This is a genomic window from Bradyrhizobium huanghuaihaiense (assembly GCF_007830635.1).
Lineage (GTDB): Bacteria > Pseudomonadota > Alphaproteobacteria > Rhizobiales > Xanthobacteraceae > Bradyrhizobium > Bradyrhizobium huanghuaihaiense.
In genome coordinates, this window is the sequence record NZ_VLLA01000043.1 from 21,838 (window position 1) to 42,537 (window position 20,700).

The window sequence follows — 20,700 nt, forward strand, 5'->3', positions numbered from 1 at the left end:
GGAGGTTTCACATGCCCGCGAAGCCGATCGACCTCGGCCCACTGCACTTCGCCAAAAGAGGTGACGCCGTTGCTTATTTGAATGACATGCTTCACCGGTACGACGTGGGCGATCGGGTTGGCGCCAATGACACAGTGATTCTACGAGCGGCACTGGAGCACCATCCCGATGCCGAGGCCAAGAAGGGATGCGGAATTACCCACTTTAACGTCCGAACTGCTGACTTCGGTACGAAATGCTTCTGGTTGAACCGTACTGACGGAGCGACCGAAAAGTTTTCTCATAGGGCCTGTATCTACGGTACCTAGCTAAGCAATTCGCCGAGCTCGGTTGCATAGCGGTGCGCAGTTCTCGGCCTGGTCGGGCAAGATTTTCGCAGGTTCAAATTGCGGAGGCGCAACCACCGATACCGACATTCGGTTCAAGTTGCGATCTGATGGCTTAAGACCACGGCGTCCCGAACGCAGTGAGCATCTTCTAAGTTATTGATCTTTCTTGGTGTGGTGATCGTCCTCGTCCCGTTTTGTTCACGGTCGTTTCACCCAATTCGTTGCGATTTCATTGCTGCCTTTCGCAACGAGAACGGCGCTCGCTGAAACATCGAGCGTGCGTGTGGCAACGCAACGAGTAGGTTGCCGGCCGCTATTTCGCAGAGGGTCGACTTCCCGCGAGATCTCCAGGAGCGCCAGCAAGTACACTGATAGGGCGTTGCCGCTGCTCGACGGCATGAAGGCGCCCGAGAAAATTGTCGAAACGCGCCGCGGGAGATACTCAAGCCAATTTCGCCTAAACCGGAGACACCGGCGCCAGATCCAGACGAAGACGATATTGAGGATGATCTCGACGAAATCGATGAGGCGTCGCGGCAGGATCCGAAGTTGCCGCACTTTATTCACAATTCACACGGGGATGCAGATCCGCGGCCGCTCAAGGCATGGCTAATCAAACGGCTGATGCCAGCGGTGGGGCATGGCTTGCTGTCGGGTCAGTGGGGCGCCGGCAAAACATGGTGCACCATCTTGGTGCACGGTGAGCGAAGCAGATCGGGTTGGCGGGACGTTGGCCCATGCGCCGTTCTTCGTGGCGAGCTCCTTAATCCAGTCGGCGTCGTAGCCACGTCAGAAAGCTGCATCGATCCGCGCTTCAGACAAGATAGTCGCTTTCTGGCAAGCCGATTCTCGTGAGCCTCGTCGGGCGTCAGCGCCAGCCGGACCGGCAGGCCGTTGGCATCCACGAGTGCATGAATCTCACTGCGAGGAGGTGGAGGCGGCCGGCTTCGTACTGGACGCGGAAAGCACAATGCTCGCGAACAAGGACGATCCGCACTCGATGAAGGTGTTCGATCCCTCGATCAAGGGCGAGACCGATCGCTTCGCCTATCAGTTCGTGAAGCCATGACAGGTCCGGGATGTAGGATGGACGGAACTTCCTCTAATCGAGCGGCACATCAAGTTGGATTGTTGTGCCCTTTGGCTCGTTTGATGAGACCGCGATGCGTCCATTGAGTTGGGCAAGCAGGCTCTTGATCACCTTGAAGCCCAGGCTCGCTCGCGGCTGGTCCATATCGAAATCCGCCGGCAGTCCCACGCCCTGATCCGCTACCACGACATGCAAATCGGCTCCGCGCCCCGCGCCCGCCACCTGGATTTCGCCGGACTTGTCGGAGTAGGCGTGCTTCGCCGCGTTCGTGACAAGCTCATTGATCAGGAGGCCAAGCGGAATTGCCTTGTCCGCCGGAATCATCAGGTGGTCGAACTTACAGTCAATCTTGTAGGCGAGCGTTTCTTGCAGCTTCCTGCAAAGCTCGCCCGCGAAGTCCGCAATATCGACAAACCCGATCCTGGTGCTGCGCCACAGGTGGTCGTGAACCTGGGCGATCGTCGTGATGCGGGAAGCGGCGTCCTTGAGCGCGTTTTGAACTTCCTCGGACTGTGCGCTGCGGGACTGGACGCGGAGCAGGCCTACCACCGACGCCAGGCTGTTCTTGACACGGTGGCTCATCTCTCGAGTCAACATGGCTTGGTGCTCGAGGGCTTTTTGGAGCTCGGCGTCGGCATGCTGCCGCTCAATGGCGATGCCGAGCAGGCCCGCAAAGCCGGCAAGGAAATCAGCATCCGCGAGATCGAACTGACCCGAGTCAGCGCTGTCGACTTCCAGAACACCAAACGGTAGATGACCTTCGCCGCCCCGCGCGATGAGAACGTTGATGGCGCGCTTGATGCCGTGCTCCAACAGTAGTTTCGGCGTTCGAAAGCGGGTTTCTTCCTGCAGGTGGTTGGAAATGACGATTTGGCCGGTATGGAACGCGTAGCCGGCGGGAGACTCCAGATCGACGCCCAGGGATATCTGGCCGATCGTCTCCGGCGCCCATCCGACGCCTGCGCTCACCAGCAACCGTTTTTCCTCCGGCATGTACTCCAGGACCTTGGCAAAAGGTGTTTCGAGACCCTGGGCACAGAGCTGCGTCGCTCGTTGGAGTATCTGGCCGATGTCGCGGGTCTGCAGCGCGGTTCGGCCGAACTCGCCCAGCAAGGACTGTTGCCTCAACCGGTACGGAAGTTCCTGTCTGGTTGCCCCGGTCGATGCGACGGGAGACGTCACGGATTCTGTCCCCGTGAGGGTTGGCATGAACTCGTCCCTTCGAACCCTGGCTGGCCCGCCTTCGGCTTGTAGCATGATAAGTTACGCGCCTAACCTCTTTCCTAGCGTCTAGTGCTTGGCGCGGCCTTGCTGGAAAATACCCTAGTAGGATCTCAATTATGGAACTTACTGTTCCACCACGTCTTACCCTGCCGCGCGACTGCGACGAGGGAGCCAGGGGGAGATTGGCTTTGACCGATGCGGTTAAGATTCTGGTCGTCGAGGACGACAAGCTTATTCGGGCTATGGTCGAAGAAGCTCTTTCAGACGGCGGCTTTGCGTCCACCCTGACGGCGTCTGGCGAGGAAGCCATTACTCTTTTGCAGGCAGGACGACGAATCCAAATTCCGGGCGGTCGTGACCGACATCAACCTGCTGGGAAAGCTCGATGGATGGAAGGTCGGTCGCTCTGCCCGGGAGATCGATCCGACGATGCCCATCATCTACATGACCGGCACTCACGGGGAGGAATGGGCGTCCGAGGGCGTCCCAAACAGCCTACTGCTTGCAAAGCCCTTTGCCCCTGCTCAGATCGTAACCGCGATATCGCAGCTTCTTAACGCGGCCCCGCCGATCCCGCCCGCAGACTAGCGAGCCGGTCTCATGGGCGAGAAAGCTGAAGAACCAATCAAGCCTCGCTGGGCTAGTTCGACTAGGCTATCGAGGCCGAGCGGGCCGCATTGGAGGGCGCTCGTAAGCAACGCCCGTTGGGAGAAGCAGAAGCACAAGCTGAACTTCGCCGCGCGCCGGGCCCCAAAAAACATAGTTCACGCCGCCGCCGTTGCGCATCGCCATCAATGGCGCGGCGCAGGCCAACGTGCACCAGATCGAGTCCAAGGCGGCCTGAGCGAACGCGTATAACGGCCCGGCGTTTCAGGCACTACCCCCACTCGTCATCGAATGGGGGAAACGATGAACCCGCCCGGCGGAAGGCCGCAGCGCCGCTTTTCTACGGCGCGCGCACAAACCACCTGAAGGGACGGCTCGAAATCCGTCTACCCGGCAGGTGCACGCTGCCGCTGAGCGGCATTAGAAGCCATCCCTTCCATTCGGCAGGAGGTGCGCGATCTCCGTCGCAAGTTGAGCTTGCGTGTAAGGTTTCGCGAGACGTGCGACGTCTACCACTTCGCTTCCTTCCAGTTCAGCGAACCCCGTCGCAAGCAAGATCGGAAGTCGAGGATATTGGCGGCGCACTTCTCGGGCCAATTCGATTCCTGTCATTCCTGGCATCGCGTGGTCGGTTATTAAAAGATCAGCAGCTAAGCCACTTTCAAGAAGCCGCAACGCCTCAATGGCGGAATGCGCTTCAATCACCTGATGTCCCAGGTCTTCCAGCAGATCGACAGTACTGCCGGCGATCAGAAGATCGTCGTCTACAAAAAGAATCTTCGCTGGCGCCGAGGCTTGGGTAACGATGTTCGGCGCGCGTCCGGAAGGCGGCGACGTTTCACTGGCAACGGGAAGCCAAAGTCTGGCGGTTGTCCCGCTTGAGGGGGTGCTTTCGAGCCGCAGGGCACCTCCGGATTGTTGCGCCAGGCCGAACACCATGGACAAACCCAAACCCGTGCCCTTGCCGACTCCCTTCGTTGAGAAGAAAGGTTCTACGGCCCGGGCCAGCGTTTGTGCGTCCATTCCTTCTCCAGTATCTCGCACCGAGAGCACCACGTATCGGCCTGGTTGGACACCAAGCTGATCGTCGATGTCGACAATTTGCTCGGACAGCCCGATCGTGAGGACGCCGCCAGTAATCATAGCGTCCCGGGCATTCACGGCGAGATTGAGCAGAGCCATTTCGAGCTGGTTCGGGTCGACGTCGACGACCGGCATATTGTCTTCGGCGTGAAGCTCGATCCGAACCATCGGACCCACCGAACGATCTATGAGGCCTATCATGTCTTCCACAAGACTTCGGACGTCTGTAGCTTGCGCCTTCAGTTCCTGCTTGCGCGCAAAAGCGAGTAGCCTTTGTGTTAGAGTGGCGCCACGGCGGGCGCCCTCCATGGCGCCATCCAGGAGCCTGTGAAGTCGAGCATCTTCACCTAGTTTTTTCGAAAGCAGGTCGAGGTTGCCGATGACAGCCATAAGCAGGTTATTGAAATCGTGCGCGACCCCGCCGACAAGTTGGCCCAACGCCTCGATTTTCTGTGCCTGCAGCAACGCTGCCTGGGCCCGCTCGCGACCCGCAATTTCTTCCCGGAGTTGACTGTTCGCCCGCTCAAGGTCAGCCGTTCTCTCCGCAACCAAACGCTCCAGTTCGGCAGAGGCGCCGCGCTGCGCCTCAAGGTACGCACGAGTTTGATACTGTCGTCTTCGAGCGCGCTCTGCGGAAAGTACCGTGGCCTGAAGCGTGATGGCCTGCAAGGGGCGCTCGAGAAAGCCCACGTTACGCAGGCGAATGACCAACTCCCGCCTGAACGCGGCAAACTTGCCACCTTCATTGCGGTTGGTCAGTACGACAAAGGGTTGATCGGACCACGGTGGCTGACGGCCCACCCAGTCCTCCAGAACGCGGGCATTATTGCCGTAGAGCGCCTCCTCCGCCACAACCACGACTTCGATGACCCACTCGAGATTCTCTATCACTTCCTGAAGCGTGTTGCAGACCACGGGACGTAAGCCTGCCCTTTCGATCAACTTGGCAACAGTTGCCGCGTCCCGTCCAATGGGCATCAGGACCAAAACCACGCCTTTTGGCGTTTCAGGCCGGACCATCGGTGTCCCGAGGCATCAAAGGTGCCTCCTCCCCCTTGTACACCGGCGTACCGCCGAAAATGCCACTGAAACCCTTTAGCGGGGGTCCGACGGTGATGCCTTGGTGGCTCAGTTTGAATTCTCGGATCGTATGTTCGTGATTGCCGCTTCGCTTTTTCACGACGGACAGTGCGCGCCGCACGCTGCCATCAAACTCGAAATAACGCAGCATCAGCACGCCATCGGCGAGATAACTAATGTCCAGCGGCGTATCCATCGGTCCGACGAGGCCATGCTGAGCCAGCACGAGGATGGTCAGGGCGCCGCGATGACTGAGATAGCTCAGCAGCTCGTGCATCTGAAGAATCAAAAAGCGCTCATCCGGCATCGCATTGAGATAGCCATTGAGGCTGTCGATTATCACTACCCGCGCGTCAGCACGTTCTACGCTGCTCCGCACCGCGTCGGCAAACTCGCCTGGCGCCATTTCAGCAGGGTCGATTTGCTGAAAATCGATCAAGCCTTTATCGAGCCCGTCTTGAAGTGGAAGTCCCAACGTCTTCGCTCGCGCACTCACAGTGCCGCGTCCTTCGTCGAAGGCAAAAATCACGGAGCGTTCGTTTCGGGCTGCGGCTGCGATCGCATAGGTAAGCGCCAGCGATGATTTTCCAACGCCCGCCGCACCGATGAGGAGCACATTCGTTCCGCGCTCAAGGCCACCGCCCAGAAGAGTGTCCAGTTCCGGATTGCCGCTCAAGACGACGTCGCTGTCGAATTCCTTATGATGTTCTGCTGCGACAAGTCGGGGGTAAACCATGAGACCACCATGCCGGATGGTGAAGTCGTGAAATCCCCCCTTGAATTCGATACCACGCATCTTCACGACACGAAGGCGTCGCCGCTGCGCGCCGTAATCGATTGCCAACTGTTCAAGAAGCACAACGCCATGGGCGATCGAATGCAATTGCAGATCGTTCTGCTGTGATGAAAGGTCATCAAGCAAAACCACAGTGGACTTGCGACCTGAAAAGAAGTGTTTCAACGCGAGGATCTGACGGCGGTATCTAAGGGGGCTTTGTGCCAGCAGGCGAAGCTCCGACAGGCTATCGAGTACAATTCGCGCCGGCGCCAGTGCCTCGACCCGGTCAAAGATCATCTGCGTGGTTTCGCTAAGCTCCATCTCGGCCGGATGCAGCACCGTGAGTTCCTGGCTCGGATCCAGCGTGGTCTCAGGCGGGATCAATTCAAAGATTGTAATGCCGTTGAGCGACCACCCATGACGCTTTGCGACCAGACGCAATTCTTGCTCAGTCTCCGATAGCGTGATGTAGAGGGTCGGTTCGCCGACGCGAACTCCTTCCAGCAAAAATTCCAGAGCGAGGGTTGTCTTGCCTGAACCGGGTTGGCCTTCAAACAGATACATTCTCTCGGGATCAAAGCCGCCTCCGAGAATGTCATCTAGACCAAAATTTCCGGTGGAAATCCTCGGGAGCTCACAGCCGTCGAGCAACCGCTTTTCCTCATCCATATCAACCCCCGTTTCGCCGCAGGCGGAGCCGCCTTTGATTTATGGAAACTTCTGCTCCCGGGCAGGGTTCCCCGGCCAAGCCGGAGCCTCGACGGCGATACTCACCACTTGCGATCCTGTGGTCTTAAGCATTGCTCGGCCGGCCACGGCGACAGGGGCACAATGCCACGGTGTACGGAACAATCCCGCATCCAAATACGTTGAACCTGTTTGGGAGCGCTCCACCCGTTGAAAACACTGCAAACAAAGCTCGACGGGGTCGCCGACGCGCGGCCGCTTCAACTGCTCATCGACTCCATCGTGGACTACGCCATCTACATGATCGATGTAGATGGCACCGTGCGCAGTTGGAACTCCGGTGCCGAGCGATTGAAGGGCTACTCAGCGGACGAGATCATCGGCAAGTCCTTCTCATTGTTTTATCCGCCCGAGGATCGCGCGAAAGAGCTTCCCCAAACAGCGTTGAAAATTGCGGCAGAGACCGGCCGGTTCAGTTCCGAAGGGTGGCGCGTCCGCAAAGACGGGACCCGCTTTTGGGCGTTAGTCGTCGTGGATGCGATCCGCGACGAGCAAGGTCAGGTGATCGGCTTTGCAAAGGTCACGCGCGACATCACAGAACGTCAGCAGGCCCACAACGATCTGCTGGAGAGCGAGCGACGATACCGTCGATTGATCGAGGCTGTTGTCGATTATGCGATTTTTCAGCTGGATCCTGCCGGCAATATAACCGCCTGGAATCCGGGTGCACAGCGCATCAAAGGCTACGATCCGGATGAAATTATCGGTCAGCACTTCAGTCGCTTCTACACGCCTGAAGATATTCAAACTGGCGTACCGAAACGGGCGCTCGCCGAAGCGGCCAAATTGGGACGCTTCGAGGCTGAAGGTTGGCGAGTGCGAAAGGACAGCAGTCGCTTTTGGGCGTCAGTTGTCATCGATCGCATCACCGACGAGGCCGGCGAATTGGTTGGGTTTGCAAAAGTAACGCGTGACGTAACCGAGCGAAAGCAGGCCCAGGACGAACTCCAGCGCACTCAGCAGCAGTTAGCCGCCTCTCAGAAGCTCGAAGCGGTAGGCCAGCTCAGCGGCGGGATCGCGCACGACTTCAATAATCTCCTGATGATCGTGCTTGGCAACCTTGAGACCGCGGAGCGGAACAGCCGCGGCCTGACTAACAGCACGAATCTTCAGCGGGCACTCTCCAATGCCAAGCGCGGCGCGCAGCGTGCCGCAGCACTGACTAGCCGCCTGCTCGCATTCTCCCGTCGGCAAGCGCTGGATCCGCAGCCTATCAATCTGAATATTTTTCTGAATGGATTGCAGGAGTTTCTGCAACGTACCCTCGGTGAACGCATCGAAGTTCAAACCGTCGGAAGTGCGGGTCTCTGGTCGATCGAGGCTGATACCAACCACCTCGAGTCTGCCATTATCAATCTCGGTATCAACGCACGCGACGCGATGCCGGATGGCGGTAAACTCACGGTCGAGGCTATGAACGTATTAGCTGACGAGGACTATTGCCGAGTGAATCCTGAGCTCTCCCCGGGCCATTATGTCATCGTTTGCGTAACAGACACTGGGACCGGGATGACCGCGGACGTCCTCAATCATGCTTTCGAGCCTTTTTTTACCACGAAAGAGCTCGGGCAAGGGACAGGCCTCGGACTTAGCCAAGTCTATGGTTTCGTAAAGCAGTCGGGTGGGCACGTGAAGATCTACAGCGAAGTCGGCCAAGGTACCAGCATCAGAATGTATTTCCCCCGCTACCATGGAGATGCTCGACCCGCCGAGGGTAATGCAGACGAGTTTCGCCCGGAAGGTGAGAAACTGGAGACGATACTCGTCGTCGAAGATGATACGGACCTGCGTGCATATGTTTCTGAGCTTCTGCGAGATTTAAATTATCGCGTGGTTGTGGCATCCAGCGCCCAGGCTGCCTTGACCATCCTTCTGCAGGAAGAGCCGAAGGTTGATCTTGTGCTGACGGATGTCGTCATGCCGGGAATCAATGGACGGGAGATGGGCCGGCGCGCACAGCAGATCCGCCCAGGCATCAAGATCCTGTACATGACAGGTTACTCGCGAAATGCCGTGGTCCACCAAGGGCGCCTTGATGAGGGCGTCGAGCTATTAGAGAAGCCGATCTCTCAGGCAAAACTCGCTTTTCGTGTGCGCGAAATGTTAGACCGGCTTGACCAATACTGAATTGAATTCGCGCCAGCGCAGGCCGTGATCCGGTACACAGGTCAATTCTATTCGCTCTTCTTGTTGGCCAAAGTGCTCCGCGTCGAGAATCTGACGGCGAACTACATGCTTATCGGCGCGACTATCATCACCGTGCCTCTGTATGTCGTGTTCGTCAGTCTTTCGGACAAGATCGGCCGCCGCAAGGCGTATGTCGCTGTGGCCCGAGTATGCGTGGCCGCACCCCAACTTTTTCGGCGCCCGCGGTCGACCTCAGTCGAAATGCGGAGGCGTACAAAATCGCGCCAATGACGGAGAGAGTGTCAGTCAATCCCAAATGAAAGATAAAGCATTTTTAAGTTTCTTGGGCGCCAAAACCCGCCATTCGAGCTACGGCCGAACACAACTGTCTGCGGCATGCTCGAGCATTTCTCTAAGACAGAGGCCGTTAGAATGACCTATGAAAAGAACGAGGGCCGATGGCCCTCGCAGTCTGGGAGAACAGACAAAAGCAGTATCCGGCAGCCGTCATGACATGGTCGGCATGACGAATTCGGCACCGGCCCGTATTCCGGTTGGCCAGCGGCTTGTCACTGTCTTCATTCGCGTGTTGAAGCGGACGCCTTCCGGTCCATGCATGTGATGATCGCCGAAGATCGACGCTTTCCATCCACCGAAGGAGTGGAAGGCCATCGGCACCGGAATCGGAACGTTGATGCCGACCATGCCGACCTTGATCTGGTGAGCAAATTCACGAGCAGCATCGCCGTCACGTGTGAAGATCGATGTCCCGTTGCCGAACTCGTGCTCATTGATCAGCCGCGCGGCCGTCGCATAATCCGGTGCTCGCACGACCGAGAGCACTGGCCCGAAGATCTCCTCCTTGTAGATCTTCATGCTCGGCTTGACGTGATCGAACAAAGTCCCGCCCAGGAAGAAGCCGTCTTCGTAGCCCTGCATTTTGAATTTGCGTCCGTCGACGAGCAACTTCGCGCCGTCCGCAACGCCCGCATCGATGTAGCTTCGGACCTTGTCCAGATGCTGCTTCGTGACGATAGGACCCATCTCGGCCTCGGGATCGGTACCCGGCCCGACCTTCAGGCCTCGAACCTTCGGCTCCAAGGCTGAGATCAGCTTGTCCGCGGTCCCCTCGCCGACCGGCACGGCAACAGAAATCGCCATGCAGCGTTCGCCGGCGGAGCCGTAAGCGGCACCCATCAGTGCATCAACCGCCTGATCCATGTCGGCATCGGGCATCACGATCATGTGGTTCTTGGCGCCGCCGAGAGCCTGACAGCGTTTTCCGGTATTCGCGGCGGTCGAATAGATGTACTGCGCAATGGGCGTGGACCCTACGAAGCTGACCGCCGAGACGTTCGGATGATGCAGTAGCGCGTCGACGGCTTCCTTATCACCCTGCACCACGTTGAAGACGCCATCCGGCAGGCCGGCTTCCTTCAGCCATTCCGCCATGATTAGCGAAGCGGATGGATCACGTTCCGACGGCTTCAGGATGAAGGTGTTTCCGCAGGGGGCTCAGCTTGAACTGTTCGAGCAGCCTCGTACGGGCTTTGTGGCCGGCTTCCTCGGGTCTCCGTCGATCAACCTCGTCCCGGCGACCTCAAGACAAGCGGCGGCTGCGCCGCAGTTGTGTTTCAGTCCGGCGGTGCGCTGACGCTTCCGAATGCAAGAGCCAAATTGCGGACAGGTGCGGATGGCCAAGAAGTTCTGGTGGGCATTCGACCCCAGCACTTCAGCCGGGCTGGCGGCGGACCTCCGCGCGACGGGGTGGTCTCCTATTCGGCCGTCGTCGACCTCATTCAGCCGACGGGGACCCGTACATTCACCACCATCAAGATCGGCGGCGTCGATGCGGTCGCGGAGTTGCAGGCTCATGACGTCAGCAGCCATGGCGAGCGGATCAACCTCGCCATCGACCTCAATCGCGTGGTGCTGATCGATCCGGCCAGCGGCCTGGTCATCTCGTAACGAGCGCCGGCAATCTGGAGAACGGGAGGAAAAAATGGCGTCGAGACTGTTTGCCACCGGAATTGGAGCTCCGGAGGGGCCGGTGTGCCTGCCCGATGGATCGATGTATGTGACCGAAATGTCCGCGTCGACCCTTTGCATCACACGGCTTGACTCTCGCGGCAATCGCAGGGTGATCCGGACGACTGGCGGGCGTCCGAACGGGTTGACGACTGATGGCCACGGCCGGATCTGGATCGCGGAAGCAGGCCTCCGGGCGCTGATCTGCATCGACGACGGCGGAAACGAGATCCGGCGCATGCAGGGCGAAGGTACGGACCGCTTTCTATTTCCGAACGATCTTTGCTTCGGCCCGAACGGACTGCTCTACCTGACCGACTCCGGCATGGCGGCCGAAGATTTCATCAACGGCCAGGCCTTCGTCGACGGCTATATGGACCTTGATTGGGACGGCCGTGTGTATGAGATCGATCCGGCGGCCATGAAGGTGCTACGCGTGCTCGATCGGAAGATCCGCTTCACCAACGGCATTGCTTTCGGCTCCGACAATCACCTCTATGCCAACGCGTCCTTCACCGGCGAGATCTACCGATATGACGTGCTCGGCGAAGCCTCGCCTAGACGCGAGGTCTTCGGCAACGTCCTGCAACCGAATGCCAATCCCGATTTCAAAGGTCCGGACGGGATGGCCTTCGGCACGGATGGCCGCCTCTATTGCACGGTCTACAACCAGAAGAACGTCAGGGTGCTGGACCGACGGGGTGAAGTCGTCGACCGGCTGATCCTGGATGGGCCGCAGCCGACGAATTGTGCCTTCACGCTCGAGGGCAAGAAGCTACGCGTGACTGAAGTCGGCAAGGGGCAAGTCGAAGAGATCGATATGCCCTGCGAGGGCCTGCCGCTGCATCTGCCGAAGTTCGCCTGACGAGGTGCCTCGCGGTTTTGTCCCGCAAGGCGTCCCGCAGATGCGTCAAAGGAAGCCGATCGATAGCCAGGGCACGGCCGCGACGATCAGCGTGCCGATCAAAAGCGCGATCATGTAGCCCACGATCGGCTTCATGCCCTCGTCCGGGTTGATGCGGCTGATGGCGCAAGCCGCGTAGTAGCCGACGCCGAACGGTGGCGCGAACAGGCCGATGCCCATCGCGAGAACGACCACCATCGCGTAGTGGACATCGTGCACCCCGACCTGCCGCGCGATCGGGAACAGGAGCGGGCCGAACAAGACGATGGCCGGGATCCCTTCCAGAACGCTGCCCAGGATCACGAAGGTCACGATCGTCACGGCAAGGAAGACAGGTACTCCGCCGGGAAGGCTGGTCATGAACTTTGCAAGAGAGGCAGAAAATCCCGACTGGGTCAGCGCCCAGGCCATGCCCGTCGCCGCGCCGATGATGAGCAGGATCGCCCCCGACAGCGAAGCCGTCTCGACCAGCATCGGATAGATGCGGCGCCAGTCGAACTGCCGATAGATGAAGAGTCCCGCACAGGCCGAGTACAGGATCCCGATGGTCGAGACCTCCGTTGCCGTCGCAACGCCTTCGACGACGGCGGTCCGGATCACGAATGGCAGCGCGATGGCCGGTATCGCGATCACAAAGGCGCGGCCAATCTGCCGCCCCGTCGCCCGTTTGACGTGAGACAGGTCCTCGCGGCGGTATCGCCACCACACCACGGCCGCGAGCATGATCGCGAGCACCACGCCCGGAAGCAACCCGCCGGTGAACAGCGCCGAGATCGACACACCGGTCACCGAGCCGATCGTGATCAGAACGAGTGACGGGGGAATCGTCTCGGTCTGCGCCCCCGTCGCGGCCAGGAGCGCAACGAGATCGCCGGGCTTGGCCCCACGCTGCCGCATCTCGGGAAACAGCACTGGAGCCACCGCAGCCATGTCCGCCGCCTTGGAGCCGGAGATGCCTGAGACCAGATACATCGCCCCGACCAGCACGTAGTGCAGTCCGCCACGCACGTGGCCCAAAAGGCTTGCCAGGAAGCTGACCATGGCGCGCGCCATGCCCGTCATCTCGATCAGAAGGCCGAGAAAGACGAAGAGAGGCACGGCAAGCAGGATCAAATGGCTCATGCCCTCGTCCATTCGTCCGATCATCACGACGTCGGGCGTGCTGGTTGTCAGGGCGAGATAGCCGACCGTGGCGAGGCCAAATGCAAACGCGATCGGCACGGCCGCAAAGACCATCGCGCCGACCACGAAAACGAAGAAGATCAGAAGATTCAGATTGCCAAGTGCCTTCAAGACCGGCGCCAGCAGAATGAACGTTCCGATGATGCCTGCGACGATCGCCAGGGAGGCCAGCAAGCTGCGCAGGCTCGCGATGCGGATGAGCCGGAGGACGGCTGCGATCAGCATCAGCCCGATGCCGATCGGCAGCGCTGCCGCACGCCAGGTGTTGACGATCTCGAGCGCCGGAGTGGTGACGAAGGCCTCGTCGGCGGCGAATTCATAGGCCGGCCAAACGACGAGCACGAGAAATGCCAGCGACGCCGCGGCCGCTATGACATCCAGGAACGCGCGGAGCTCCGCACTGAGCACGCCGACGATGGCGGTCATCCGCATGTGCTCGCCGCGCTGGAACGCAATCACAGACCCGAGCATGGCGAGCCAGAGGAAGAGAATGCCGGCAAACTCGTCGGACCAGACGATCGGCGAGCGGAATACGTATCTGCCCACGATGCCCGCGGACAGCACCACGATCTCCGCCAGCACGAGCAAGGCCGCCGGGACTGCGACAGCGTGGCCAAGCACCATGTTCGCTGTCACCACCCATCGGCGCGAATTCGCTTGAGATCTGCCGGCCGCGAGCCCGGTATCCACATGCGGCGTATGGCTCACGCTGGTCATGATAGCTGGCCCGCGGCTTTTTCAAGGTGAGACCATGCCTCCTCGCCAAACTTGCCCTTCCAGTCGGCGTAAAAGCTGGTCTTAGACAGCGCCTGGCGGAAAGCGGCACGATCGACGTCGATGAACTTGAGACCTTTGGTCGACAGATCGGCGCGCAGGGACTGGCTGAGCTTTGCGATGTCTGCCCGCTGATCGACCGCGGAGCGATCGAGCTCGCGCGTCACGATCTCCTGCACATCCTTGGGCAGGCGCTCGAAGGCGCGCTTGTTGCCCAGAATCCAGTAGCCATCCCAGACGTGCCCGGTGAGGCTACACGTGCTCTGCACTTCGTAAAGACGCGCGGTCGCGATGATCGGCAACGGATTCTCCTGGCCGTCGACGACCTTGGTCTGCAACGCGGAATAGACCTCGTTGAAGTTGATCGGCGTCGGCCCGGCGCCGAGCGCCTTGAAGAGCGAGGTGAGCAGCGGCGCGGGCGGAACGCGGATCTGGAAATTCTTCAGATCATCCGGCGTCCGGACCTCGCGGCCCGACGAGGTCACCTGACGAAAGCCGTTGTCCCAGGCCTTCGAAACCGCCATGATTGGCGTCTTGGCGATTTGCGCCCGGATGTAAGTGCCGAGGTCGCCGTCCATCGCCTTCCATACGCTGTCGTAGTCGGCGAATGCGAAGCCGGTGTTCACAATGCCTGCGCTAGGTACGAGGGTGGCAAGAATCGAGGACGATTGGTTGAAGAACTCGACGCCGCCGCTGCGAACTTGGGTCAAAAGCTCGGTGTCGGAGCCGAGCTGGTTGGCCGGAAATAGCCTGATCTCCAGCCGACCGCTCGTCGCTTCGCGGATACGGTCGATCGCCTCTTGCGCCCGGATATTCACCGGATGCGTTGGGTCCTGTCCGGTCGCGAACTTGTAGACGAACTCGGCGGCAGACGCCGGGCGGGTGAGAATCCCGCAGAGAGGAACGGTGGTGGCGGCCATCAACAGCGAACGGCGACTGATGCTTCCGGGCTTCGATGCAGTCATGTTTTCCTCCTGGTCCTTCATTGACGTTGCTGCCCGTTGCATCAGCGCAGGCTGACGTGCAGCTTTCCGGGTTCTTCGCTTGCCGGCTCTCGACCACCGGCATTTGGGCAGGAGCAATCACTCGCCGCCGCAACATGCGACGGGCGTAGCTCCTCACCTGGGCTTGGCTAAGTTGGCGCTTAGCGCCGGTACACTAAAGCCACCGCTTGATCTGCCGTGCGACCTCTGCGGTGGAAATCCCGTAGCGGTCGTGCAGGGTCGGAAGTGCGCCGGCGTCAAGAAACTCGTCCGGCAATGCGATCTGGCGGAAGGGCGGATGGACGCCGGAACGCATCAGAAGCGCGGCAGCCGCCTCGCCGAGACCGCCAATCGTTGTGTGGTTTTCGGCAACGACGACCAGGCGGCCCGACTTGCCGGCTTCACGCAAGATCGTCTCGGTATCGAGCGGCTTGATGGTTGGAACATGCAGCACCGCAATATCGATGCTGTCGTCTTTCAAGGTCTGTACGGCTTCGAGCGCGCGCATGGTCATGATGCCGGATGAGATGACCAGGGCGTCCTTCCCGTCGCGGATCAGCTTGGCCTTGCCGAGCTCGAATTTGTAGTCGTACTCGTCCAGAACGACCGGCACCTGGCCGCGCAGCAGGCGGGTGTAGACTGGCCCCTGATGCGCCGCGATGGCAGGCACCAACTGCTCGATCTCGTGGGCATCGCAGGGATCGATGACCGTCATATTTGGCATGGCACGAAATAGCGCGAGATCCTCTGCGGCCTGGTGACTCGGGCCGTAGCCCGAGGTCAGGCCGGGCAAAGCACAAACGATCTTCACGTTGCGGTCTTCCTCCGCAATCGTCTGGTGAATGAAATCGTAAGCCCGCCGAGACGCGAACACCGCGTAAGTGGTCGCGAAAGGCATGAAGCCTTCGGCAGCGAGGCCGGAGGCGGCGCCGAACAGAAGCTGCTCGGCCATGCCCATCTGGTAATAGCGGTCCGGGAACTCCTTTGCGAAGATGTACATGTCGGTGTATTTGCCGAGATCGGCCGTCATGCCGACCACCTCAGGGCGGTGGCGCGCGAGTTCGACGAGCGCGTGTCCGAACGGCCCCGGTCTGGTCTTCTGCCCCTCGGCTGCGATCGATGCGATCATCGCTGAGGTGGTCAGGCGCGGCTTGCCCGGCTGCGGTGCTGATCTGACGGTCTTCATGCCTGCCTCCCGGCTTCCAGCGCGGCAAGCGCGAGCTGCCATTCGTGCGGCTCGACGCGGATGAAATGGCTCTTCTCGCGCTGCTCGAGGAAGGGAACACCCTTCCCCATCAGCGTGTCGGCGACGATGATCCGCGGCTTGAGTTCGGGATGGGACTTGGCCGCGTCGAAGGCGGCGACCACGGCATTGAGATCGTTGCCGTTGACGCGCTGCACGAACCAGCCGAAGGCCTGAAGCTTCTTGACCAGCGGCTCGAACGCCATGACCTGCGTGGAAGGACCGTCCGCCTGCTGATTGTTGACGTCGACGATGCCGATCAGATTGTCGAGCTTGTAGTGGCCTGCCGACTGGATCGCCTCCCAGACCGAGCCTTCGTCAAGCTCGCCATCGGAAAATAAGGTGTATACCCGCGCTCCGGATTTCTTGCGTTTGAGTCCCAGGCCCATGCCGACGGCGATGCTGAGTCCGAGCCCGAGCGAGCCGCCCGACATTTCCATTCCCGGTGTGTAGGAGGCCATGCCCGACATCGGCAGGCGGCTCTCGTCGCTGCCATAGGTTTCGAGTTCTTCCTCGGGGACGATCCCCGCCTCGATCAAGGCCGCGTAGAGCGCGATGGCATAATGCCCGTTGGAGAGCAGAAAGCGGTCTCGCTCCTCCCAGGACGGATCTTCGGGTCTGTAGCGCATCGCATGGAAATAGGCGACGGCGAGAACGTCAGAGATGTCGAGCGCCTGTGCGATATAGCCTTGGCCCTGAACTTCGCCCATGCGCAGGGCATTGCGGCGAATATTGTGGGCGCGGTCCGTCAGCTTGGGCGTGTTCGTAAGCGCGTTGGTCGAGGTTTCCATCGATCTGACCCTTGTCTCGCTGGCTCAGTGGATGAGCATGCCGCCGTTCACGTCGATCACGGCGCCGGTTACGTAGGCGGAGAGATCCGAGGCCAGGAAGGTGTAGATACCGGCGACGTCTTCGGCCGTACCGAGACGATTGAGCGGAATGCCTTCCAGGATCTTCGCCCTCATCTCGTCGGTCAGCTTGCCCGCGGTGATATCGGTGCCGATCAGGCCGGGCGTGACGCAATTGACGCGAATGCCGTCCGGACCGAACTCTCGGGCCATCGCCTTGGCGAGACCAAGTACGCCGGCCTTCGCGGCCGAATAGTGCGGGCCGCCAAAAATTCCACCACCGCGCTGGGCCGAGACCGACGACATGCATGCAATCGATCCGGCTTTCCGTCCGCGCATATGCGGGATCACCGCCTGGGAGAGAAACAGGATGCCCTTGAGATTGACGTCCTGAATGCGATCCCAATCGGCTGCCGAGATCTCCAGGAACTTCACCGGCTGGGTGATGCCGGCATTGTTGATCAAAACATCGGTGCCGCCAAAGGATTCGATCACGCGGGCGACCGCCTGTTCGCAGGACGATTTGTCGGCGACGTCGCACCCTAGTCCGATATGGGAATTTCCGAGCGATGCCGCAGCATCCGTCGCAGCGCCGGCGTCAATATCCAGAATGGCGACCCGAGCGCCCTCGGCGGCGAACCGCCGGGCGGTGGCAAGCCCGATCCCGCGCGGCGAGGCCGCGCCCGAAATGATGGCCGTCTTACCGCTGAGCAGCATCAGTTCCTCCCGCAAATTGTTCTTCCTTGGCGCTTAGGAATGACCCGCCGACCGCCAACGGACAAACGCGCAGTTGTCACGGATCGATGAATCTGGTTCACTTATGGGATGCTGTCGAATATCCCCATATCGGCAATTCGTGCCTTTGAAGCGGCTGCCCGCACCGGATCGTTTCGCGATGCGGCGAATGAGCTTCACCTGACACCGAGTGCCGTTAGTCATGCCATCCGCAAGCTGGAGGGCACCCTTCGGACCGCTTTGTTCGAGCGCAGCGCACGATCCGTGCGACTTACGCCGGCCGGCGAGAACCTGATGCGTCACACGGGAGCGGCATTCGATCAGCTCCGCCGTGGCCTAGAGGAAGTTGCCGCGCGCGGACCACAATTGGTGCGCGTCCATTCCGCGCCCAGCTTTGCTGCGCAATGGCTGGCACCACGGCTTGCACAGTTTCTCGCTGCTTACCCGAAGCTCGAGGTTCGGCTGGCTGCAAGCACGGACTATGCGCGCTTCAGCAACGATGATTTCGATATCGACATCGTCTACGGTCCGCCACGCGCGGAGGGCGTCGAAATTGTCCCTCTGCCGGAGGAGACGGTCACGCCGCTCTGCTCGCCCTCGCTCGCAAAATCGATCAGGAAGCCTGCCGATCTCCTCGATCAGACGCTCATCCGCTCCGACGTGAAGCGGGTGCAGTGGCATCAATGGTTCACCGCGAATGGGTTAGAAGCACCTGCGCTTCACGGCATGAGATTCGACCGAAGCTTTCTTGCGATCGCGACGGCTGCAGAGGGATTGGGCGTGGCCTTGGAATCAACGCTTCTGGCCGAACGCGAACTGGCGTGCGGGCGCTTGGTCGCTCCATTGGCCGGACGCGCCAACGATATCCGCTACGTCGGTCACCGCTTGATCTACCCGCGCGCAAGCCGACAAAGATCGTCGGTACGAGCTTTTGCGGATTGGGTGGTGGCCCAACTCGGCGGCGGAGATGTTCGCTCCTCGCAGTGAGACCTCATCGAGATATTCCTGAAGCTGATGCGGAAATCCACCGCGTTTTGAGGATCTGCCCTTCATAGGAACCCCTCCGACCGCGTGCACGTTGCCGTATCGCTTCAGGACCCCCTGCCTTGGAGCGCCCCAACAGCGGCCTCCGCGTTGCCCCCGCGGGGGTCGTTTTATCGCGAGGCACAATGGACGAGGGTTGGAGAGTAGTGTTCGCGATTAGCGCCACTGCCGTGGTCGCCGGGGGCGCGCCTTCTTTGCCATCCGGTTTATCATCGGTCTGCACCTTTAAGGTCGCCCCTTACCCGTATTTTTCCCTAGGTCCAAAGTCTCACATCCACACACCAGTGGAGAAAGTGTCATCGGTGCACTACGGCTTGCGCTCCCGCATCGGTTGCAGTTGGATAGAGGAGCGAATTTACAAGAGACGTTTTTGAGGGGGAACAATATGAGGGCAGCAACGCTCGTTGCCGGGCTTTTTTTGGCAATCGGAATAATTGGACCGGCCGATGCTCGCGGAGGAGGTCACGGGGGCCGTGTCAGCTATGGCGGCGGACACCACACCTCAAGCCACGGCGGCAGCTTTTCAGGCGGCTCGGGATCGTTGCACCGCGGCGGGACCTATGTGAATTCAAACACCGGGAACCGTTACGGCACCCACCAATAAGAGGAAGCGCAATGGCGAAGTCGACCCGGAATAGCGGCAAGCAGTCGACGTCAGGCGAAGTGAGCCAACTCAAACAACTTGTGAAGGGCAACACACCGACGCGAGTGATCGGCCTGAAGTTGGGCCGAACCGAAAACGCGATCTACAACAAAGCATCTGAGGAAGGAATCTCACTGGCTCCGACGAACCAAAGCCCCTACGGCACGAAGAAGTAGGTACGGAGATCATGCTGAGACATTGGCCTGCGGCGCTTTGCATGGCCCTCGTGGGTTCGGCTTATGGTCAGGCGCCTGCTCCGGCCGCGCCCAAAGCCGCTCCTGAGCCGTCGGCCTATTGTCGATCTTCTGCGCAAATACTCTTTCAGGGTGGAGCTTCGGACGGCGACATCGCCGCCGTCGCGAAGATCTGCCGCCGTGGCGATGTCATCGCCATCAGCACCAGCGCACAAGGTTCAGTATTCTAGGTCGGTCGCCTATGTGACTTTACGAAGTCAGTAGTCGTGATGGGTCCACAGACGCTTTGCGTCCTAGGAGCCGAACGAAGCGTGAGGTGACCAATCCGTGATCGTGATCATGCCCTGCGCGGCGAAATCCAGCTACTGGTTGCTCGCTCGACTGTCACGTCACCGCGACATGTGACATCTACCGCAAAAGCTTCTTTAGCGCAGCGTCGCTCGCTAATCTTGAACTTAAGCGTCGAGCCGCTCCCTGTTGGTTCTCGCCAAGCGTATCTTTGATGATTTCCGTCGCTCGGGTCATCACCTCTTTTCGGACGGATGGGACGGCGCGGATCATCGCCGCAATTTCAGCCTCTGACATACTCTTATTGGGATCCAACTGACGGAGTTCGGCGAACCTTGATTCAACCGCTTTGATTTTTGAGTCATCGAACCACAGAGCAACGCTCTTCTGAGAGTCCGCAATTTTTTGTCGCTTTGTCAGCATCCATATCCTGCGTTCCGACGGGCGAATACATTTGGCCAACTAGGGTCCAGACTCAATTGAGCCAATATGCGACGAGAGCGGCGAGATGAACAGCGGCCAAAAAATTACGGGCGAGCTTGTCATATCGCGTGGCGATGCGCCGGAAGTCCTTGAGCCTGCAAAAGCAGCGTTCGATGACATTTCGTCCTTTGTAGGCGCGTTTGTTGAAGCGATGGATGACGACACGGTTAGATTTATTGGGGATTACGGGCTTGGCGCCACGACGAATGATTGCGCCGCGAAGCTTGTCGCCATCATACCCTTTGTCGGCGAGGAGCACGCTCATGGGTGGCGCGAGCGCCAGGACA

The 20,700-nt window shown here is 59.9% G+C and carries 17 protein-coding genes and 3 pseudogenes; 8 read left to right on the forward strand and 12 right to left on the reverse strand.

Features of this window, described 5'->3' with window-relative positions:
• Positions 1 to 11 precede the first annotated feature (11 nt).
• Positions 12 to 308 (forward strand): DCL family protein, encoded by a 297-nt coding sequence (locus IQ16_RS41290; RefSeq protein WP_018646984.1) that lies wholly within the window; start codon positions 12 to 14, stop codon positions 306 to 308.
• A gap of 741 nt (positions 309 to 1,049) precedes the next feature.
• On the opposite strand, the pseudogene IQ16_RS47050 reads toward IQ16_RS41290, so the two are convergent.
• Positions 1,050 to 1,252 (reverse strand): annotated as a pseudogene (locus IQ16_RS47050) (transposase); the annotation flags it as partial.
• Between the two features lie 179 nt (positions 1,253 to 1,431).
• A complete protein-coding gene (locus tag IQ16_RS41305) occupies positions 1,432 to 2,628 on the reverse strand; it encodes a sensor histidine kinase (protein ID WP_026312616.1) in 1,197 nt (398 codons plus the stop codon).
• 369 nt (positions 2,629 to 2,997) lie between these two features.
• Here IQ16_RS41305 and IQ16_RS41310 point away from each other — a divergent pair, with 369 nt between their 5' ends.
• The gene (locus tag IQ16_RS41310; RefSeq protein WP_014497706.1) at positions 2,998 to 3,231 is read left to right on the forward strand and encodes a response regulator; all 234 of its coding nucleotides are present in this window, start codon (positions 2,998 to 3,000) and stop codon (positions 3,229 to 3,231) included.
• Between the two features lie 438 nt (positions 3,232 to 3,669).
• Here the strand turns inward: IQ16_RS41310 and IQ16_RS41315 are convergent, their stop codons facing one another.
• Together IQ16_RS41315 and IQ16_RS41320 are read right to left on the reverse strand one after the other, a co-directional pair.
• Positions 3,670 to 5,352 carry an ATP-binding protein gene (locus IQ16_RS41315; RefSeq protein ID WP_014497707.1) on the reverse strand — a complete coding sequence of 561 codons (1,683 nt, stop codon included), beginning with the start codon at positions 5,350 to 5,352 and terminating at the stop codon, positions 3,670 to 3,672.
• Positions 5,339 to 6,859 carry an ATPase domain-containing protein gene (locus IQ16_RS41320; protein ID WP_018646982.1) on the reverse strand — a complete coding sequence of 507 codons (1,521 nt, stop codon included), beginning with the start codon at positions 6,857 to 6,859 and terminating at the stop codon, positions 5,339 to 5,341. Before IQ16_RS41320 ends, IQ16_RS41315 begins: the two co-directional genes overlap by 14 nt.
• A gap of 210 nt (positions 6,860 to 7,069) precedes the next feature.
• Between IQ16_RS41320 and IQ16_RS41325 the strand changes: the two genes are divergently transcribed.
• Positions 7,070 to 9,064: a hybrid sensor histidine kinase/response regulator gene (locus IQ16_RS41325; RefSeq protein ID WP_145832177.1), complete on the forward strand. Its 1,995-nt coding sequence runs from the start codon at positions 7,070 to 7,072 to the stop codon at positions 9,062 to 9,064.
• A gap of 507 nt (positions 9,065 to 9,571) precedes the next feature.
• Here the strand turns inward: IQ16_RS41325 and mmsA are convergent.
• Positions 9,572 to 10,573: pseudogene (gene mmsA, locus IQ16_RS41335) on the reverse strand (CoA-acylating methylmalonate-semialdehyde dehydrogenase); the annotation flags it as partial.
• Positions 10,574 to 10,693: 120 nt separating this feature from the next.
• On the opposite strand from mmsA, the pseudogene IQ16_RS47610 reads away from it, so the two are divergent.
• The 3 genes and pseudogenes from IQ16_RS47610 to IQ16_RS41345 all read left to right on the forward strand — a co-directional run.
• Positions 10,694 to 10,738, forward strand: a pseudogene (locus tag IQ16_RS47610) (hypothetical protein); the annotation flags it as partial.
• Between the two features lie 36 nt (positions 10,739 to 10,774).
• A complete protein-coding gene (locus tag IQ16_RS47055; protein ID WP_231166575.1) occupies positions 10,775 to 11,032 on the forward strand; it encodes a P-loop NTPase family protein in 258 nt (85 codons plus the stop codon).
• A 34-nt stretch (positions 11,033 to 11,066) separates the two neighbouring features.
• Positions 11,067 to 11,957, forward strand: coding sequence for an SMP-30/gluconolactonase/LRE family protein (locus tag IQ16_RS41345; protein WP_011084962.1), 891 nt, complete (start codon positions 11,067 to 11,069; stop codon positions 11,955 to 11,957).
• A 45-nt stretch (positions 11,958 to 12,002) separates the two neighbouring features.
• Here IQ16_RS41345 and IQ16_RS41350 read toward each other — a convergent pair whose 3' ends face one another.
• The 5 genes from IQ16_RS41350 to IQ16_RS41370 all read right to left on the reverse strand — a co-directional run bounded on the left by IQ16_RS41350 (position 12,003) and on the right by IQ16_RS41370 (position 17,743).
• Positions 12,003 to 13,895 (reverse strand): TRAP transporter large permease, encoded by a 1,893-nt coding sequence (locus IQ16_RS41350; RefSeq protein WP_018646980.1) that lies wholly within the window; start codon positions 13,893 to 13,895, stop codon positions 12,003 to 12,005.
• Positions 13,892 to 14,917: a TRAP transporter substrate-binding protein gene (locus IQ16_RS41355; RefSeq protein ID WP_014497714.1), complete on the reverse strand. Its 1,026-nt coding sequence runs from the start codon at positions 14,915 to 14,917 to the stop codon at positions 13,892 to 13,894. The genes IQ16_RS41350 and IQ16_RS41355 overlap by 4 nt, the downstream gene beginning before the upstream one ends.
• A 193-nt stretch (positions 14,918 to 15,110) precedes the next feature.
• Entirely contained in the window at positions 15,111 to 16,121 is a 1,011-nt protein-coding gene (locus tag IQ16_RS41360; protein WP_014497715.1) for a transketolase family protein, read from the reverse strand.
• Positions 16,118 to 16,969 carry a transketolase gene (locus IQ16_RS41365; RefSeq protein WP_018646979.1) on the reverse strand — a complete coding sequence of 284 codons (852 nt, stop codon included), beginning with the start codon at positions 16,967 to 16,969 and terminating at the stop codon, positions 16,118 to 16,120. Before IQ16_RS41365 ends, IQ16_RS41360 begins: the two co-directional genes overlap by 4 nt.
• 24 nt (positions 16,970 to 16,993) lie before the next feature.
• Positions 16,994 to 17,743, reverse strand: coding sequence for an SDR family NAD(P)-dependent oxidoreductase (locus IQ16_RS41370; RefSeq protein WP_011084957.1), 750 nt, complete (start codon positions 17,741 to 17,743; stop codon positions 16,994 to 16,996).
• Positions 17,744 to 17,851: 108 nt separating this feature from the next.
• Between IQ16_RS41370 and IQ16_RS41375 the strand changes: the two genes are divergently transcribed.
• A complete protein-coding gene (locus IQ16_RS41375; protein ID WP_011084956.1) occupies positions 17,852 to 18,748 on the forward strand; it encodes a LysR substrate-binding domain-containing protein in 897 nt (298 codons plus the stop codon).
• Between the two features lie 672 nt (positions 18,749 to 19,420).
• Positions 19,421 to 19,624, forward strand: a complete 204-nt coding sequence (locus IQ16_RS41385) for a hypothetical protein (RefSeq protein WP_014497717.1) — start codon at positions 19,421 to 19,423, stop codon at positions 19,622 to 19,624.
• A 426-nt stretch (positions 19,625 to 20,050) separates the two neighbouring features.
• Here IQ16_RS41385 and IQ16_RS41390 read toward each other — a convergent pair whose 3' ends face one another.
• Together IQ16_RS41390 and IQ16_RS41395 are read right to left on the reverse strand one after the other, a co-directional pair.
• Positions 20,051 to 20,353 carry a hypothetical protein gene (locus IQ16_RS41390; RefSeq protein WP_014497718.1) on the reverse strand — a complete coding sequence of 101 codons (303 nt, stop codon included), beginning with the start codon at positions 20,351 to 20,353 and terminating at the stop codon, positions 20,051 to 20,053.
• A gap of 52 nt (positions 20,354 to 20,405) precedes the next feature.
• Positions 20,406 to 20,700 (reverse strand): transposase (locus IQ16_RS41395; protein WP_145832178.1); only part of this gene is annotated, 295 nt, incomplete at its 5' end.

Coding starts and splice junctions, on each gene's coding strand:
- IQ16_RS41350 (WP_018646980.1), bottom strand. CDS start 13,895: ATGACCAGCGTGAGCCATACGCCGCATGTGGATACCGGGCTCGCGGCC.
- IQ16_RS41355 (WP_014497714.1), bottom strand. CDS start 14,917: ATGACTGCATCGAAGCCCGGAAGCATCAGTCGCCGTTCGCTGTTGATG.
- IQ16_RS41385 (WP_014497717.1), top strand. CDS start 19,421: ATGGCGAAGTCGACCCGGAATAGCGGCAAGCAGTCGACGTCAGGCGAA.
- IQ16_RS41290 (WP_018646984.1), top strand. CDS start 12: ATGCCCGCGAAGCCGATCGACCTCGGCCCACTGCACTTCGCCAAAAGA.
- IQ16_RS41320 (WP_018646982.1), bottom strand. CDS start 6,859: ATGGATGAGGAAAAGCGGTTGCTCGACGGCTGTGAGCTCCCGAGGATT.
- IQ16_RS41390 (WP_014497718.1), bottom strand. CDS start 20,353: ATGCTGACAAAGCGACAAAAAATTGCGGACTCTCAGAAGAGCGTTGCT.
- IQ16_RS41365 (WP_018646979.1), bottom strand. CDS start 16,969: ATGGAAACCTCGACCAACGCGCTTACGAACACGCCCAAGCTGACGGAC.
- IQ16_RS41305 (WP_026312616.1), bottom strand. CDS start 2,628: ATGCCAACCCTCACGGGGACAGAATCCGTGACGTCTCCCGTCGCATCG.
- IQ16_RS41345 (WP_011084962.1), top strand. CDS start 11,067: ATGGCGTCGAGACTGTTTGCCACCGGAATTGGAGCTCCGGAGGGGCCG.
- IQ16_RS41375 (WP_011084956.1), top strand. CDS start 17,852: ATGCTGTCGAATATCCCCATATCGGCAATTCGTGCCTTTGAAGCGGCT.
- IQ16_RS41360 (WP_014497715.1), bottom strand. CDS start 16,121: ATGAAGACCGTCAGATCAGCACCGCAGCCGGGCAAGCCGCGCCTGACC.
- IQ16_RS41370 (WP_011084957.1), bottom strand. CDS start 17,743: ATGCTGCTCAGCGGTAAGACGGCCATCATTTCGGGCGCGGCCTCGCCG.
- IQ16_RS41315 (WP_014497707.1), bottom strand. CDS start 5,352: ATGGTCCGGCCTGAAACGCCAAAAGGCGTGGTTTTGGTCCTGATGCCC.